The organism is Lysinibacillus contaminans (genome assembly GCF_001278945.1).
GTDB classification, from domain to species: Bacteria; Bacillota; Bacilli; order Bacillales_A; family Planococcaceae; genus Lysinibacillus; species Lysinibacillus contaminans.
Genome location: NZ_LGRV01000005.1, coordinates 127,298 through 145,068, shown reverse-complemented (window position 1 = coordinate 145,068; position 17,771 = coordinate 127,298). Strand labels below are relative to the sequence as shown.

Annotated in this window: 15 protein-coding genes; 1 reads left to right on the top strand and 14 read right to left on the bottom strand. The window is 35.4% G+C overall.

Annotated elements, in window-relative coordinates; translation table 11 throughout:
• Positions 1-202 precede the first annotated feature (202 nt).
• The 5 genes from AEA09_RS15855 to AEA09_RS15835 form a co-directional block, all read right to left on the bottom strand.
• A complete protein-coding gene (locus AEA09_RS15855) occupies positions 203-1,102 on the bottom strand; it encodes a hypothetical protein (RefSeq protein ID WP_053584933.1) in 900 nt (299 codons plus the stop codon).
• Between the two features lie 677 nt (positions 1,103-1,779).
• Positions 1,780-2,394, bottom strand: a complete 615-nt coding sequence (locus AEA09_RS15850) for a response regulator transcription factor (RefSeq protein ID WP_245622891.1) — start codon at positions 2,392-2,394, stop codon at positions 1,780-1,782.
• Entirely contained in the window at positions 2,378-4,693 is a 2,316-nt protein-coding gene (locus tag AEA09_RS15845) for an ATP-binding protein (protein WP_245622887.1), read from the bottom strand. Before AEA09_RS15845 ends, AEA09_RS15850 begins: the two co-directional genes overlap by 17 nt.
• Positions 4,684-4,842, bottom strand: a complete 159-nt coding sequence (gene comX, locus AEA09_RS15840) for a competence pheromone ComX (protein ID WP_053584931.1) — start codon at positions 4,840-4,842, stop codon at positions 4,684-4,686. The genes AEA09_RS15845 and comX overlap by 10 nt, the downstream gene beginning before the upstream one ends.
• A gap of 9 nt (positions 4,843-4,851) precedes the next feature.
• A complete protein-coding gene (locus AEA09_RS15835) occupies positions 4,852-5,754 on the bottom strand; it encodes a polyprenyl synthetase family protein (RefSeq protein WP_053584930.1) in 903 nt (300 codons plus the stop codon).
• Positions 5,755-6,027: 273 nt separating this feature from the next.
• Here AEA09_RS15835 and AEA09_RS15830 point away from each other — a divergent pair, with 273 nt between their 5' ends.
• Positions 6,028-6,663 carry a hypothetical protein gene (locus tag AEA09_RS15830; RefSeq protein WP_053584929.1) on the top strand — a complete coding sequence of 212 codons (636 nt, stop codon included), beginning with the start codon at positions 6,028-6,030 and terminating at the stop codon, positions 6,661-6,663.
• A gap of 1,117 nt (positions 6,664-7,780) precedes the next feature.
• Here AEA09_RS15830 and AEA09_RS15825 read toward each other — a convergent pair.
• The 9 genes from AEA09_RS15825 to AEA09_RS15785 form a co-directional block, all read right to left on the bottom strand.
• Complete coding sequence (locus tag AEA09_RS15825) at positions 7,781-9,763, bottom strand: methyl-accepting chemotaxis protein (protein ID WP_053584928.1); 1,983 nt, start codon at positions 9,761-9,763, stop codon at positions 7,781-7,783.
• 342 nt (positions 9,764-10,105) lie between these two features.
• Entirely contained in the window at positions 10,106-10,420 is a 315-nt protein-coding gene (locus AEA09_RS15820; protein WP_053584927.1) for an antibiotic biosynthesis monooxygenase family protein, read from the bottom strand.
• A 1-nt stretch (position 10,421) separates the two neighbouring features.
• Positions 10,422-11,429: a siderophore ABC transporter substrate-binding protein gene (locus tag AEA09_RS15815; RefSeq protein ID WP_053584926.1), complete on the bottom strand. Its 1,008-nt coding sequence runs from the start codon at positions 11,427-11,429 to the stop codon at positions 10,422-10,424.
• Between the two features lie 19 nt (positions 11,430-11,448).
• A complete protein-coding gene (locus AEA09_RS15810; RefSeq protein ID WP_053584925.1) occupies positions 11,449-12,210 on the bottom strand; it encodes an iron ABC transporter ATP-binding protein in 762 nt (253 codons plus the stop codon).
• Positions 12,207-13,160 (bottom strand): iron chelate uptake ABC transporter family permease subunit, encoded by a 954-nt coding sequence (locus AEA09_RS15805; protein ID WP_053584924.1) that lies wholly within the window; start codon positions 13,158-13,160, stop codon positions 12,207-12,209. Before AEA09_RS15805 ends, AEA09_RS15810 begins: the two co-directional genes overlap by 4 nt.
• Positions 13,153-14,103: an ABC transporter permease gene (locus AEA09_RS15800; RefSeq protein ID WP_053584923.1), complete on the bottom strand. Its 951-nt coding sequence runs from the start codon at positions 14,101-14,103 to the stop codon at positions 13,153-13,155. The genes AEA09_RS15805 and AEA09_RS15800 overlap by 8 nt, the downstream gene beginning before the upstream one ends.
• Positions 14,104-14,389: 286 nt before the next feature.
• Positions 14,390-15,442, bottom strand: coding sequence for a YkvI family membrane protein (locus AEA09_RS15795; protein WP_053584922.1), 1,053 nt, complete (start codon positions 15,440-15,442; stop codon positions 14,390-14,392).
• Between the two features lie 16 nt (positions 15,443-15,458).
• A complete protein-coding gene (gene menC / locus AEA09_RS15790; RefSeq protein WP_053584921.1) occupies positions 15,459-16,565 on the bottom strand; it encodes an o-succinylbenzoate synthase in 1,107 nt (368 codons plus the stop codon).
• A gap of 21 nt (positions 16,566-16,586) precedes the next feature.
• Positions 16,587-17,411: a GNAT family N-acetyltransferase gene (locus tag AEA09_RS15785; RefSeq protein ID WP_053584920.1), complete on the bottom strand. Its 825-nt coding sequence runs from the start codon at positions 17,409-17,411 to the stop codon at positions 16,587-16,589.
• Positions 17,412-17,771: the final 360 nt, after the last annotated feature.

Sequence of the window (17,771 nt, the reverse complement as noted above, 5' to 3'; positions counted from 1 at the left end):
CAATTATAGGTAGTAGTTTTTTCCACATATCAAACACTTCCTTACTCTTTTGACTTATAAGGTAATGAAAAAGATTCCCTACCATATCAAAGTTTTTTAGTCATTTCACTTTTCGGAAATTAAGGACATTAGGAAATCTAAGAGTAACCCTTGATTCATCATTATAGAATGGAGAATCAAGGGTTACATCTATAAATGATTATTATCTTAATAATATGGGATCAAATAACCAATCTTTCGGACCAAAATTCGCATCCTTTTCGCCTTTTACTTCTAGGGAAATATTATTCTCTATAATTAAGTCTCTAAATTTTCTACTGAATAACGTTTTCTTATAAAGATATTTTCCATTATGACTCCATTCAGCCGCTTGGAATACATCACCTGTCAGATCAGCTAAATTGTTTTTTTCATAGAGATTAGGACCGTTGATAATACCCCCTAACCCACAGCGACATGGCGATCCTTCTGTCGCAAAATGCAACTTTACCCTATCTGCACTACATGCTGGTAATACTTGTTTTGGTATCAATTGATAAGCCGGTTGCTTCCAGTCTTCTTCGCCTTGATGTATAACTTCTAATAGCTCATAACCTTCAATATTCCCTTGCTCCATTATTGTCACCAATTTCTCTGAGGCTACCCAATAACCACTCGCATGCAATAAATAACGATCTTTAAATTTTGATGTATCAACCACTAACGGTGAAAGTTGCTCTTTTTCTATCAGACCACAATGATCGCAATATGTACTTTTTGAAAAGAGTGTTCCTCTATCGTCCAGAAACATATCTGTTGAATTCCCAGTAGAATTTAGAGTAAATAAAGGCGCTTGTTCATAATCACTATCAGAAAAAGTAAAGTAAAACCGCTCTCCAATAGAAACAATACCCAACTCACTTTTCAATGATTTATATAATGATGCCATCTGTTCATACGTCACATCTTCATTTAATGTAACAATCGGATTGAAAGAAGCCTTTAATGAACTTTCTCTTATTACAGGTTCACATAAAAAAATACCATAGCGCTTAAATACCTTAATGACTTTATCTTGAATGGCTTCATCCGTAGAGAATAAATTCTCAAGCTCTACTTTCAAAATATACGCCCACCTTTATGCAAAGTTTTATCGTGAAGGAAGGTATTTGGCTAGTGGCAATTCTTCTTGAACAAATTTAAAATTGTACTCTCAGTTCATTGATAATAGGTCACCTTGTGTCATTCTACTAATTGAAAATATGTAAAAGAATTTAAGTTCTTTTATAGTTTTTATAATACATAAAACTCTTACACCCTTGCCCACTATTGCTAATTTTCTTATTCACGAGTTACTTTAAGCCTAACAGTATCGACACCGTCATTTCAACGGCGACTTTCTGACATTTTTTCTGTCGGTATACCGACATTTTCCCTGTCGGTGTCCGACATTTTCCCTGTCGGTGTCCGACATTTTCCTTGTCGGTGTGCCTTGAAGTTGCTACTGAATCAACGAGAGTTTATTTTGAGAAGGTTCTATATGGGGGGCTTCATATATTTTGGCGTAGTGATTATTTTTTGAAGGATTCATATGAAAAATTAATAGTGTGTCATCAATTTTTATTTAAGAAGGGATATAATTCCATTATCCTTTAATGGCCGGATGAAGAGAAGTTTTTTGTATTGTGTAGATAAAGACTACATGAAATAGTCTCATTAAAACGCTTAGGCGACAATCTTCATGAATGATAGTTGTCGCCTAGAAATATTCACTCCAACATAAAGTTAACGTTTATGAACCTAAAGTAAGTGCCTTTCTTTTGCGAAATTAACGGCTTCAGTGCGAGATTCCACATTTAATAGTGTAAACAACTGTGTTAAATAGCGTTCAACTGTACGTTGTGTCACATTGAGTTTTACTGCTATTGCATGATTAGTATCACCATCTGCAATTAAGCTTAAAATCTGTTTTTCTTTAGCATTTAGCTTAAGTTTTTTTTGTAATTCTTGGGGATAACATTTACTCTCCAAGAAATCAAGGAAGTTAATTGGAAGAACAAGTTCACCGTGGCTAATGGAACGAATTGTTCGAATGATTTGCTCCTTAGATGCCGTTTTAGCTAGAATGCCTTGGATTTTCCTCTCTAAAATGAGTGGGTAATAATCTACGATGTCATCTCCTGTATAAAGAATGATTGCAGCATTTGACTGTAGTACTTTAATATTTCTAGCTAAAACAATCCCATTTTGTAACGGCATGTTAATATCAATCAAATAGATATCAAAAGGTGTTTTCTTCACTTTTTGCAACACACATGTAGCATCGCTTTCTGTATCAACTACCATATCAGCAATTTCTTGAAACAGATTTTTTGTTCCTTCTAAAACGATAGGATGATCATCCACTATGAGCATCGTAATCAAGTGTGTCACTTCCTTCACTTACTGTAATTTGAATGGACATCCCTTGATGAATACAAGAATTAATGTGAAATTGTCCATTAAAGGCCTTAACCCGCTCTTGTATACCTTTTATGCCCATTGAATCAGATTGCATAATGTCATTCAAATCGCACCCTACACCATTATCAGAGTAAGTAATTTCAAACCCATCCATCCTTTCTATTAGATGAATTTCTACAGAAGTAGCGTAAGAATGCTTTAGTGCATTGTTTAATAACTCCTGAAACAATCGATAAATCATTAGATTCAAGCGTTCGTCTTCTAAATATAAGCGATCAATTGAATGATTTAATACGAAATCAGCCCTACTGATCACTTTTTGTAAAAGCTTTTCAAGAGCAGCGTTAAGCCCCAATGTATCTAATAGAGGCGGTTTTAAATTCTCACAATAAGACCTTAAATCATGCATGGATGCAATCATTTGTTCATGGACCTTTACAAGCTTCGATTGAATATCAGTAGAATCCTTAGTATGAATCAAGACATCTACTTCTCTTGCTATATGCAGCTGTTCTTGTAAATTTGTATCATGGAGCTCTTGAGCCAATTGATATTTTTCTTCTTCAAAACGTAGCCATAATAATTTATTGAGCCAAGGTAGCTGATTTCCATCTGATTGTTTCATTTGCTTTAATTCTTCTATGAGTCCTTCAATCATTTTTGTGTTATCAATAAAGTTATTTAAATATAAAAGTAATAATTCAAGCCATAATAGTTCTTCTTCTTTTAAATTAATGGAATTGTTATGACCTAACACTAAAATTCTTTTATAATGAGCGTCTTGATGGATAAAAGCCAGATAGCAAGTATCTATTTTCTTTATTTCACCTAGCTGTAATAACTCAACAATTGCTGAGTCTACATGATTATGTAGTGAATCGATTGACTCGTTTTTAGATATGAGTTGTTGGCTTTGATAGTCATAAGTTAAAACATCTACGTGGTTAAGTTCAAGATGGAGAGCAACCTCACGTGAGAACTTCTCTAGTAAATCCTCTATTTTGAAGGCTTTTCCTATTTTATCTATTGTCGTGTAAAGTTGATGGATATAGTCTCCCTTTGTCGAAAAAAGAACTTTTCGTTGTCGATAATCGAGTTTTTCCTTTATGAAAAAAAGCACAGTCAATGAGATAAAAGCGAAAAAAAATATCTCAACCATTTCTACTACAGTTAATATGTGATTTGCAAGCCAATAGAGACCTACTAATAACCAAACTGAAAAAACAAATGCGAAGCTAATATAATAGCGTAGACGTGTTATCAAGTATTCCATATCAAACATTCTTTCTGTTAACTGTGTAAAGATAAAACTATATGGGATTAACATTAAAAATAATGAACATAAATCGGCAGAAAGTATAAATCTATGGAATAATATTTCTGGTAACGCATAGAGGAATAAAAAAGGTAAGAATGGAATGATTATGCTAATCAATAAAACCTTTATTTGTGGTGCTCTATACTTAAAATAGCTAACTATTAAAATGATAAGAATCATCATAAGCAGAAACAAAAATAACCCCAAGATAATATTTGAATATAGGTTATGAGTTGATGGATACACGATACCGAGAACGCTTAGAAAAAACGCCAATAGTGGCATTATATAAAGTACTTTTATATTGTTAAAGAATAACCAATTTATATTTAAAAACGAAAAATAACTCTTCAAAAAACGGAGTAATAGTACGAGACAAAGTAACATACTACTTCGATTTACTATAATGCCAACACTATTCAATCTACCAGATGAACCTATACTAATATATGCTAACGAGACGGTTAGCATAAAAAGAATGAGTATATTTAAAAGTGTTGTATTTTTTTGTGTTAAATATAAATATAAAACAATCAGCAGTGTCAGCAAATAGTAACAAAAAGGAACTACCAACACTGAGTAAAATTGCTGTGGGATGTCTAGAGGATTTATTTGTACATCAAGGATTTGTCCATCTGGCTTTTTTATTGTTAAATCATTAGCTGCACGAATCACAAAATCATACATTATATTAGGAACAAGCTCTGTCTGAATACCATCTATTGTTAAAACGATATCTCCAGCTGCTATTTGGTGCTTAGCTGCCCAATCTTTATAGTACGGATCTGTTATTTGCCACTGCCCTTTATCTTCCTTTAAATAAATGCCTAAAAGAGGTGTGCTATATACAATATAAAATAAATACAGACCTACTGTTAGATAGACAGCTATAGCAAGAAAAAATCTGTTTCTTTTTATTGAATTTAATTCCAAAGTGGATTTTCTAAACGTAATTCATCATCAAATGCTTCTACGATTGCCTGAACCTCTAAATCATTAACACCGATTAATGAAACTTTTTTCTCTCTTAATAACTCTACTAACATTGGATTTTGCTCTAAATACTGAATCGCTTTAATCATACAATCTCCTCATTTCATTAGTTTTTTTATAAAATCCTTACTCCCATTATCCATAGTCACATCTTCAAGAAACTGTAGTGCTTTATGTTTATACAAATTTTTCAAAGCCAATGCATAACGTATAGCGCCACTACTTGTTAACTCTCTTTCTATAACAAAATTATCCATAAATGTAACTATATCTTCATTGTAATAGTCTTTTACAGATTTTGAAACACTATTTTCTGTCAAAAGTAAGAAAATTATGGGTAATGTGTACTTTTTGTTCAATAAGTCATTTTTCCTGTCCCATTTTTTTAAATCCTGAATATCATTCTTAATCTGTTGTATGATACCTATGTACTTTGAATACTCTTCAACTTGTGTAGAGACTTCCCCTTTAGCAAGGGTTTCTCCTATCAAACAACTCATCGCTGTCAGTGAACCCGATTTCTGTTCAATCATTCGTAAATAAGATTGCTCATCACGACAGTAATTTAACAAATCTAGCTGCTGACCATTAATGCTGAGCAGTGCATACTTCTCTAATAACTGCACAGCTAAACCTTTATGTTCAAAATTACTTTCACGTATAATCTTCGACGCCATAACAAGCATGGCCACTGCAGTATTCAACGATAAATCAGGCGTTCTACTCCAACTATATTCAGCATCCTGATCCTGTAGATCATCGATGATATCGAAAGACAAAATGAGGAGCTCAATGGCTGCTGCTACTTTATAAATGTCCTCATTACAGTGTTCCGAAAATGCTTCATAGTGAATAATACATAGCTTCCCAAAGGAATAGCCTACGTCTGTTTTCTCTTCCTTAAAGCCTTTCAGCATGCCACGCAATTCGGATCCAATAAGCGCCTCTTTTTCAATCAGTGTATCTAATGACTCATTAATGCGATTGTGTAAGTCAAGCAATAGTCCTCACCTCCATAAGTTATATTACTTACCATAATACTAATAATTGGTAATAAATAATAGACTTCTTCCATAAAAATGTTAACAACATCTTGAAGCACATATAAAGGGAAATTGTCTTTGTAATATCGGTGTTGGTGACAATAGGTTAAATCAACTCGAGGGTAAGTGAATTTGCTATAGCAGATAAAATCAGTTTAAAAAGAAGTGAAGGTTGTTGAAAAAGATAAACTTCCACCGATAGAAAAACTAAACAGAGAGGAGAAATGATACATGCAGGTGACGTTTAATCCTTATATAAATTTAGGTACAGTAGCTATTGCTAAAGCAAAAAGTAATGATAGTACATTTAAGATTGAGGAACCAGTAGTAGATTCTAAACAAGCAGATATTGAGCTCTCGAGAAAAAAACATGCAGAATTTATACAGTCCAGCAATGCTATTTTGCAAGGAACAACCCCGACACAATTAGTGGATACACAAACAAACTCTATGACAATTGAAAACGGCGTACACTATTCATTAGGTAAAGTAAATGGAAAGCCGCTAAATGGGACTCCTTTAACAGGTGGCGGTTTTAATTCTAACTTTAGTTTGATGTTGTACTGTCCACCTGGTTCAGCTGGTACACCCTTGACTCCTGAGCAACTACAATCACTTAGAATACATCAATCACATTCTATAGAGGAGCGTCAAGAAGCGAATAAACTAGTCGGTATTTTTATGGATTTAGTTCTTATAGCAGATGGTTCTTTCTCAACAGAAAATGTTAATGACGCTGAATTCGCTCAGAACTTCCCTCAATTTGCAGCAGGTATTGGTTTAGACTTGAGTAAACCCTTCTACATCAACGGAAAATCTTTTGAATTTACCAATGGAGAACTTCGTGTATTAGCTTCTGAAGAATAGTTAGTTATTATATCAGAATTTAAAAAATCTTTTTGATTATTTTCAAAAGGATTTTTCACCTCTCCACAAAGACAAAGGCTTGCCTCCTTTTAAAAACCTTGAAGCACCTACTAAAATCCATTGTCCACCTTCATTCATAAGTCAGGGGCAAAAAAAATTGCCATTTATCCTGACAAAAACAACCGAAAAACAGCTGAAAAAGTACAAAAACAACTCAAAATAGAGTCATTTTCGCTCCTCTGATTACGCTGCAAAATAAAACGAACAGGACAATAGACCTGTTTTTTTGCTGGTAAAACAGGATATAAAATGGTGAACTCGCTTTGTAAAATGCAATTTTAATTACGTTTTGCTTCCGAACGGATTATTTGAACGCATCTGGATCTTATCATATTGTTCTCACAACATGATTGACCTAACATCTACTTTCTTAAAGAATGTCTTCAAGTCTTTCTTATTTTTTGAGTAAAGCAGTAGATAAAATAAATGTAAACACCTCTAAAAAAGTGTGAAGGAATTTTTGAAAACACTTTAAAACGCTTATACCACAAAACTTTTATGTAATTCTATACGAAGGCCAAAACAACTTTTAAAGAATTAGAGAAGCTATACAATTATGTATAGGATTTTAAAACAGCAAACGTTCTTTGATAATCATTCCACTAAAGTGTATAGAATTTATTTTCGTTTTAACACGGGAAATTCTACTGATGACTTCAACAAACTCGAATTTATTCAAACGCTCAATTTCGGTACACGACATATTTTTAAATAAGCGCCATTTCAGGACTTTAGCTCCTATTTGTCACATATTTATATTTAAGTCGTATATCAATTTCGGCAAATGAGCTTTTAAACGTTTGAAAAATATTCTATAGAAAATTCATTGTTCAGTATTCGCACGTGAAAAACAACTACGACTTCACGATTTGGACCTGCTCAAAATTCATGCGAATGTTTTGCATGAACAGATTATGGTATAGAGCCATAAAAAAAGAAAAACCGTTTTGAAAATACAATTCAAGACGATTTCTCTAAACAACTTCTAGACCCGTTATCCTTTTTCACTACTTTATTCGCTTAATTCTATATTAGGAAAATTGAATATCGCATACTGTTAAAAAGTAAATTTTCTCATAGCTTTCTGTAATTCAACAACCATATTATTTAAAGCCTCTGTAGAGCTCTTCATGTCCTCAATCACAGCTAGTTGGGAACTAGCTTGTGTAGTAACTGTATTTGCGTTATATGTGGACTTATGAGCGATCTCAAGCATTTCTACCGATGACGCATTTATTTCTTCTGTTGAGGCTGATAGTTGTTCTGATGATGATGACACCTCTTGAATTTGATTGGAAACTTGTTTGATGGCTATAAGAATGTTATTAAACATTTCTCCAGCATGATTGACGAGTTCCGTTCCGTCTTGGACATCTTGGGCGCCGGCAGACATCACTTGGACAGCTTCTTCTGTATTTATTTGTATCTCATCAATTAAATGTGAGATTTTGTCAGCAGAGTTTTTGGATTGCTCTGCTAGCTTGCGTACTTCTTCTGCAACCACTGCAAATCCCTTTCCGTGTTCTCCAGCTCTAGCGGATTCAATCGCTGCGTTTAATGCTAACAAATTGGTTTGATCTGAGATACTTGTAATCATGCCTGAAATCTCCCCTATTTCTTTTGAACGGTTTGCTAATAATTGAACGACATTACTTGATTTTTGAACAGATTGGTAAATACTATCCATTTGTTTAACAACTGTCGAAATGCTTTGATTTCCTTGAACTGCTTCTTGTTCAGTCCTTGTGGATGCCTCAAAGACATCAAAAGAAGATGATGCAACACGCTGTATCCCGATTGCCATTTGGTCTATAGCTTCCGTACTTTGCTGAATTGCTTGTAATTGGAGTGCTGTTGCAGATGATACTTCCTGGGCTGAACTTGTAATTGCTCCTGAAGTTTCTGAAGCACGCCAAGCACCTTCGATGAAATGAGAAGAAGCTAATGTTACTTGTTCGGTTACTTGATTGACGTGCATGAGTAAATCTCTTAAATTGTTAGCCATTTGATTTACTGCTCTGGCTAAATGACTTATTTCATCGTTGTTGGAATCTTCAATCTTTTCAAACGATAATTGACCTTCTGCAATCTCTTCCGCCATAGTAGCTGCTTTACGAATTCGATTCGTCATTCTTCTTAAAAGTAAAAATAGAATGATTCCGTTAAGAAGAAGCGCTGCAATTCCAGATATAATAGTGATAATTAATAAAGGCGTTAGCTTTGAAGTAAATTCTTTTAAAGGAACATCCACAGCCATAATCCAATTTGTATTTGGTACAGTTGAATAAAAGAGCATTCGATCTTCGCCATTGATCTCGATTTCCGAAAAACCTTGTCCTTTTTCAATCATTTCTGATGCAAGTTTTTTCATTTTTTGACTGTTCGATTCAAGTAAGTTTTCTTGTAAAACCTTTGTTTCATCTGGATGGTGAATGATTAATCCATCACCTTGAATAACATACACTGTATCTGTTTCTCCTACTTTAAAATCTGTTGTTTCCGCAAACACTTTATTAATAGGAGAAGCTCCACTAACTAGCCCTTTAACTTTTTTATTTTCATCATATACAGGTACTTCGAATGAAATAATCAAATTTTTTAAGTCTGCTTTGTCTGGGAAAGGATTCGAAATAATTGATGTTCCCGCCATAACATCTGAGAACGTAGTTTCACTGCCAATCTGAATGGCTATCCCAGAATCAAATGTTAGATTACCTTCAGTATCCCCTAAACTAATTGAAGAATATGTACCATCCATTCGTTCTCTTTCTTCAGCAAAATACGGTAAAATATCTTCCTGCTGCCCAAAACGAACTAAATCGATGTTTGCCATTACCTCTATCTCAGATTTTCTTGTTTGAAGCCAAGTTCCTAGCTGTGAGGCATGTATAGTCACTTGACTTTCAGCATTATCTTGTAATGAGTTAATAATGATATCTTTAGATGTTTTGTAATTTAACCATCCCATTGAAGCGGTTGTTAACAACGTTACAGACAGTATAAAGAACATGATTTTTACTAATAAAGATTTAGTTTTCAAGTTATCCCCCTCATCTTTCTATAAATATATCTACACTTAGAATACTACCTTTTATTCCCACACCAAGTGTAACATATCCACATTTTTGAATATAAGATAATTTTTAGGTAATTCTAAAATCCCTTATTAATGCCATCTTCAAAATCCTTAAAACTACATACGACAAATATTTAAAGATGCGTCACTATAGGCATAAAACAAAATTTTGCTGTTTTTTTTGAACTTATTTATAAATATGTCGTAAATCCAAATTATACATTTCTGAAAAATAACGGCTAAATTTAACCATTAAAATAAGGCTGTCTCATAAGTAGATTTCTCTACTTACGAAACAGCCTTTTCTTATGCTTTTACATAATATACATCTTGTCCTGATTCTACGATAAAATCTGGCTTTGGCTTACCGGCATTTGCCTTGTGACCAGCGATATGCTCGGGGCTCTTCTCCCAGTTTTTCCATGCTTCTTCTGATTCCCAACGAACCATAATAAGCACTTCTTCGTCACCACGACGTACTTTTTTGACTAATATTTGCTTATCAATGTAGCCTGGTTGTTGCTCCAGTAATGATGGACCATCCTTTTTCGCACCAAAGCGCTCAACGATTATGTCCGAATTACCTTCTGTTACGACCATGCGTTTAATTTGTACAAACATATTAGTTAAAAGCTTTTAAAACATCATCAGCTTTTGCAGTTTCAGATGTAATACCACCACCTGATAGGTACCAATATTGTGGATCTAGGTAGAAAATTTTACCGTTTTTCGCAGCATTAGTAGCGCCTACGATTTCATTTTCAATTGCAGCTTTTGTACCTGATTCACCTTCAGAATTTACAGCAGCATCGCGGTCAACTACAAATAAAATATCAGGGTTTGTATCACGTACATATTCAAATGATGCATTTGCACCATGTGTAGAAGCTTCAATGTTCTCGTCTGCAGGTTTTACACCAAATACATCATGGATTACACCGAAACGTGAACCAGGACCGTAAGCAGATAATGATCCTTCATTGCCTAAAACGATTAAAGCTTTTTCTTCAGAAGTAGCTGTTTTTGCTTTAATTTCTTCTACTTTTGCTTCGTATGCAGCAAATGCATCAGCAGCCTCTTTTTCTTTACCGAAAATTTTACCAGCTAACTCTGTATTTACTTTGAACGATTCAATAAAGTTAGTGTTATCTACACCTACGAAAACAGTTGGTGCAATTTTTGATAATTCTTCATAAGCAGATGCTTGACGACCAGAGATGAAGATAATGTCTGGGTTCATAGAAGATAATGCTTCAAAATCTGGCTCTTTTAAAGACCCAACGTTCATGTAAGTTGTGTCAGTGTATTTGCTTAAATATTCAGGAACTGATTTTTGTGCTACACCTGCAACTTCAACCCCAAGAGCGTCTAACGTATCAAGGAAACCATAGTCAAATACAACAACATTTTCTGGTTGTTTTTCTAACGTTACATCAGCAAATGTATTTTCACCAGATGTGCTACCTGGAATTGTAAGTGGATAAGCTGTTGCATCCCCTGTTGATTCTTCTGCTGGTTTGTTTTCAGCTGAATCACCTTTGTCAGTTTCTGCTTCGTCCTTTGAACTACAAGCTGCTAATACTAATAGCATCATCGCCATTAAAACCGTAAGTAATTTCCAATTTTTCATTGTTTTATTGCTCCTCTTTTTATGAATTAAAATATACGCAGATGCGGCAACCATTCTGTTCTTGAACAGGGATATCCATATCATAGATTTCCTTAAGCGCATCAGAGTTAATGATGTCATTCGTTGGACCGTCTTTGACAACACGTCCATTTTTCAGTGCAACAATGTTATCAGAGTATACAGACGCAAAGTTAATGTCATGTAATACAATGATTACCGTTTTCCCTAGCTCATCCACCAACTTGCGCAAAATTTTCATGATTTGCACTGAGTGCTTCATGTCTAAATTGTTGAGTGGCTCATCGAGTAGGATATAGTCTGTGTCTTGCGCGATTACCATTGCGATAAAGGCACGTTGACGCTGACCGCCTGATAATTCATCTAGATAATTATGTTGAAGATCATCTAAATTCATATATTGAAGTGCCTCGTCTACCTTTACCTCATCCTCTGGCTTTAAATTCCCTTTTGAATAAGGGAAACGACCAAACGATACAAGTTCGCGTATTGTTAGGCGCACATTCATATAGTTCGACTGCTTTAAAATCGAGACGCGCTTTGCAAAATCGTCTGATTTCCAACGACGCACATCCGCTTTATCGAGTAATACTTCCCCAGTGTCTGCGTTAAGTAAACGACTTACCATTGAAAGAAGTGTTGATTTACCAGCGCCATTCGGTCCGATAAAGGACGTAATTTTCCCTGTCGCTACTTCGACACTAACATCTTGAATCACCGGCTTTTTCCCAAAAAACTTAGAAATTTCTTTTACTTGGATCATCCCGCTGACCTACTTTCCTTCAGTAATAAGTAGATGAAGTATACGCCACCTACAAAGTTTATAATAACGCTGAGTGTTGTGTCGAAGTTAAATACCCGTTCGACCATCCACTGACCACCGATTAAAGCAACAATACTCATCACACAAGAACCTGCGATTAAAACTGAGTGCTTGTACGTTTTGAAAAACTGATACGACAAATTCGCAACGATTAAACCGAAGAACGTAATCGGCCCAACTAGCGCTGTAGAAACGGCAATTAATACCGAAGATAATACAAGCATGCGCTTAACAAGTTTATCATAAGGAACGCCTAGGTTAATTGCAGTATCACGACCAAGAGACATAACGTCTAATTGGCTAAGGTGACGCCAACCATAAACAAAGACAATCAAAATCACAATACCTGCTAGCCACACTAAATCTGAATTTACATTGTTGAAGCTTGCAAACATTTTACTTTGTAAACTTAAAAACTCATTCGGATCAATCAACACCTGGAAGAACGTTGTAACACTTCCTAAGAATGTTCCGACAATCATACCTACTAGCAGTAGGAAGTAAATCGGACGTTTACCTTCTTTGAATAATACTTGGTAGAACACTAATGCGAAGACAATCATTGCTGTAACAGCTAATAAGAAATTGAAATGTGCATTAATGACAAAAATCGACATTGATCCAAAGAAGAAATAGATAATTGTTTGAACCATCATATATAAAGCATCGAGACCCATTACACTTGGCGTTAATATACGGTTATGTGTAATCGTTTGGAAAACAACCGTCGAGTAAGCAATTGCCATACCCGTTAATGCCATCGCAGCTACCTTTATAAGGCGGCGCGGGAACGCGTAATGATAGTTGCCATTTAACTCATAAAACACATAAAGTAATACAAACACTATGGCAAGTCCCACTAAAATTAACATTTTCGTACGATTACGCATATGCTTTCCCCCTAAACAACATAAATAGGAAGATCGCACTTCCGATGACACCAACGGTCATGCTAATCGGAATTTCATAAGGGAAAATCAGCACCCTGCCCAAAATATCACAGAATAATAGGAATGACATGCCCAGTAATGCAGTATGCGGCAATGTCTTCGCTAGATTGTCGCCTTTGAACAACGAAACAATATTCGGAATGATTAAACCAAGGAATGGAATCACTCCAACTGTTAACACCACTGTCGTTGACACAAGTGCTACTAATACTAAACCTAAATTCACAACAAACTTATAAGAAAGTCCAAGATTTTTTGCAAAATCCTCACCCATTCCGGCAACTGTGAAGCGGTTCGCATAAATGTAAGCTATTATCAGCACGGGTACACTTATGTATAAAAGCTCGTAACGACCTTTCATCAATAATGAAAAATCTCCTTGTAACCATGCAGAAATGTTTTGAATAATATCTGCCTTATAGGCAAAGAATGTCGTAATCGACGATAAAATATTCCCGAACATTAAGCCAATAAGCGGTATAAAAATCGCATCTTTAAACTTTATTCGATTTAATATTTGCATAAATACAAATGTGCCGGCTAAAGCAAATATGAAAGCGAAGGAAATTTTTTGGACATACGTGACATTTGTGAAAAACATCATCGAAATTAATACTCCTAATTTCGTTGCGTCTAAAGTTCCTGCTGTTGTTGGTGACACGAACTTATTCCTACTTAAGCTTTGCATAATTAGACCAGCTATACTCATACCTGCTCCTGCTAACAAAATTGCCACAAGTCTCGGTATACGACTAATTAAAAATAATCTAGTTTCCTCTGATTCGAAGTCTAATAGGTCACTCGGTTTAATATCTACTACACCGATAAACAGTGACACAATAGACAACACAACAGTTGCTGTTAAAAGATATCTTATTTTCATTGTAATCCCCGGTAGATTCATTTTTGTTCGTAAGTGATTTTCTAGTGAAAATGATTATCATTACTCACGATTCTCATTATAAGCATGTTTGCATTATCAGTCAACCTCCAATTGAGAATTATTCTCGATTTATTTAACAATAATTGAAATTTCAGATTAATTAACGATATATTTACATTTACGACGATTTTTAATGCATAAACTTTTCACTAGTTTTATTCATTTTTCATAAAAATAAAAAGGTAATTGAGAATTAGGTTCCCCCTCTTCTCAATCACCTTTTCAATTATACTGGCTTACGAATTCCTCGGAACCACGCAAAGACAATGGATGCGACTAAAATAAAGCCGATATATCCCATCGCAGCATATACTTTCGAAACAAGTTCCGTAAAGCCTACTAAACTTGCAACAAAACCTAAGATTCCAATGAATATAACAGCCACTTTAAAACTCGGTTTGGATGGTTTAAAGAAACGCACTGTGAACGAATAAAACATCCCTACAGCCGTATTATAAATCATACCAAGTAACGCAATGGACATTAAAATACCGACTACCGGATTGATTTCATTTGCTAGTTGCAGCATAGGAATATCTAAACCTGCGATCGTATCCATTTTTGCAAGCATTGATAGATTAATAAGTAGCATCAATACCCCTAGTAAAAGTCCTCCTATAATACCGCCCATCCCTGCAACTTTTTCGTTACGAATTGATCCACTCACAACTGTTAGCATGGAGAAACAGACTCCGATATTAAATGATACATACAACAATGCTGCAACCCACCAGTTCGATGCAACTTGAGATTGCTGCTCAGCAATAACTACTTGTTCAGCAAACGATAAGTCCATGGTTGCTATTGAATATACTGCTATGACCATGACAATGGCTAGTAAGTACGGGGTAACCATTGCAATTAAGTTGATGATACTTTTAACGTTCATCATCACTGTTAATATTGTCAGGATAATCATAAACAAACTACCTACCCATACTGGTAGGCCAAACATCTGCTTAAACGTTGAACCCGCTCCCGCAAACATAATAACCGCAACACCAAATAAGAAGAATGATAGTAAATAATCCACAACAAAGCCAATATATTTACCAGAAATTTGATAAATCAAATCTTTATGTGATGTTGTCCCAAGCCTCGAGCTAATTTGCGCAATACACATTCCAACAAAAGCAAATCCTAATGTTGCAATGAGTGCACCGACAATTCCCATATAGCCATAGCTAGTAAAATACTGTATGATTTCCTGCCCTGACGCAAATCCCGCACCGACGATAATGCCGACAAAAGCACCACCGATTTGTAAACTCTTCTTCAATTTCTTCTCTCCCCGCTTATTTATAGACCTTCTTGGTGATTGTCAATTTTTCGATTACGTCTATATTAGGCGTATAACCAATGCCAATAGCCTGTGGAACGCGGATAAAACCATCTTCCACGATGACTTCTGGTTGAATAATGTCCTCATACCAATAATGGTCGGAACCTGCTGTGTCTCCTGGTAATACGAAATTAGCGAGTGAAGTTAACGCTACATTATGTGCTCGTCCAATCCCTGCCTCTAACATACCTCCGCACCAGACAGGAATTCCTTTTTCTCTACAATAATCATGAATGTTTCTAGCTTCGGTTAAGCCCCCTACACGTCCGATTTTCACATTGATGACACCACAACTACCAAGCTCGATTGCTTTTCGTGCATCTTCTAGAGAGGTGATGCTTTCGTCTAAGCATATAGGTGTTTTAAGTTGTTTTTGCAACTTTGCATGATCGACTATATCATCTGCTGCAAGTGGCTGTTCAATCATTAGTAAGTCAAATGCATCCAGCTGCTGTAAAATATCGATATCCCCTAATGTATATGCTGAGTTCGCATCCGCCATTAACGGTAAATCTCGAAATTCAGTCCGAATCGCTCGAATTACTTCAATGTCATAACCTGGTTTTATTTTCACTTTTACACGTTTATAGCCCATTTGTACATAACTTTTTATTAATTCTATTAATTTTCCGACTGAAGGTTGAATACCCACACTAACTCCTACCTCAATTAGGTTTTTATTTCCCCCTAATGCTTGAGCAAGAGACTGATTCGTTTGTTGCGCATAAATATCCCACACGGCTCCTTCAATCGAAGCTTTGGCCATACAGTTTCGACGAATAGGGGCAAATAGCTTACTGACCTCATCAGGATGTGCTATCTCTTTATGTAACAAGGTTGGCATTAAAAAGTCCTCTAGCATATGCCAGGATGTTTTTAGCGTCTCCTCAGTATACCACGGTGCCACAAAAGCAACCGTTTCACCCCACCCAATCGTACCAGCTACATCCTTAACTTCTAAAAGTAATAATTCTTTCTCGTGGATTGTGCCAAAGCTTGTTTTAAATGGGGCTTTCATCGCCATTTTCAAATGTCTTATCGTAATTTCCTCTATCCTCACACCGTTCACTCCTCACACCTATTATAAGGCTAATAAAGAGCGTCTGACTAACAGATAAAAATGAACATATTCATCATGTTTTTTTACACGTGCTATTGCATATCCTTGTTCAAATAATGTCGTTAAAATCGTGCGGATTTTATAGCGCCAGTCTTCTGCTAGTTTTGGACTCTCCACCTTCATTTTTTGTAAATGTTGAGGAATAGCAAGTAAATAGGCATCTTTATAAAAAGCCTGATTTGTTTTAAATGTCCCTTCCGTATCAAGCACTGGTAATCCCGCAACTGTTAAAGACCACGGTACAACTTCTTCCGCATCTTCCTCTAACTCATCTAAACAGTCATCTACATGATTACGTTCAATCCACCACTCCACAACTATACGATCAGATGGTAACCCCTCGTTGAAATCATCCTCTAATGGCCCATAATAGTCATTTTCATAGTGATGACTGATTGTATTCAGCTTGGAAAAAGATAAATTTGCCATACGCGACTCTAATGGATCGAATAACCATCGAATAAGTTTGAAATTGTTTTCTTTCGCATACTCCTGTTGTGCATGCTTTAGTAGTTCACCAATTCCTCGTTCACGATATGATTTTTCAACGCCAATCAAATGGGAATGTAGGTGTATTTGTCCTTCATTAAAACCAACAAAGCAATAATTAAAGCCAATAAGGCGCTCTTCTAAATACGCCCCCAGTATAAGACCACCATTATGCACAGTAGCAAGTAATTGATGCGAAGGTATTGCCTGACTTCCCCAAATTTCTGCATTTAAACGTTGCACTTCACCAAGTTCACTTGATGTCGTCAATTTCTTTATACGCACTTGTTCCAACATAATACCGACGCCTCCTCTTAACTATCTTTAATTAATGCCATTCACTTAGCTTTATATAAACCTTCATAAGGAACAGTTACTCATACATACGGAAAACCACAGGCCCATATGAATAATGCGTAATCTCCACCTCTACTACACACCTACGTACTTCTTGAAATACTACTAACTAAGAAAAATCCCAACCTTCTTGGCTTCAACTTATCCAATGTTGTTTTCATTATGCCTCCGTTAACATAATATTAAGAATATTATAACGAAAAATATTCTTTTTCTATACAAAAACTTATTTTTCCCTATAGAAAATAAGCTACATAATGTATAAAAACCTGAATAGATGCAATATCTACGCAGGTTTTT

Excerpts from the sequence above, each read along its gene's own strand:
- AEA09_RS15820 (WP_053584927.1), bottom strand. The coding sequence starts at position 10,420 with ATGTTTGTACAAATTAAACGCATGGTCGTAACAGAAGGTAATTCGGAC.
- comX (WP_053584931.1), bottom strand. The coding sequence starts at position 4,842 with ATGATTAAAGCGATTCAGTATTTAGAGCAAAATCCAATGTTAGTAGAG.
- AEA09_RS15805 (WP_053584924.1), bottom strand. The coding sequence starts at position 13,160 with ATGCGTAATCGTACGAAAATGTTAATTTTAGTGGGACTTGCCATAGTG.
- AEA09_RS15830 (WP_053584929.1), top strand. The coding sequence starts at position 6,028 with ATGCAGGTGACGTTTAATCCTTATATAAATTTAGGTACAGTAGCTATT.
- AEA09_RS15815 (WP_053584926.1), bottom strand. The coding sequence starts at position 11,429 with ATGAAAAATTGGAAATTACTTACGGTTTTAATGGCGATGATGCTATTA.
- AEA09_RS15800 (WP_053584923.1), bottom strand. The coding sequence starts at position 14,103 with ATGAAAATAAGATATCTTTTAACAGCAACTGTTGTGTTGTCTATTGTG.
- AEA09_RS15850 (WP_245622891.1), bottom strand. The coding sequence starts at position 2,394 with ATGCTCATAGTGGATGATCATCCTATCGTTTTAGAAGGAACAAAAAAT.
- AEA09_RS15785 (WP_053584920.1), bottom strand. The coding sequence starts at position 17,411 with ATGTTGGAACAAGTGCGTATAAAGAAATTGACGACATCAAGTGAACTT.
- AEA09_RS15810 (WP_053584925.1), bottom strand. The coding sequence starts at position 12,210 with ATGATCCAAGTAAAAGAAATTTCTAAGTTTTTTGGGAAAAAGCCGGTG.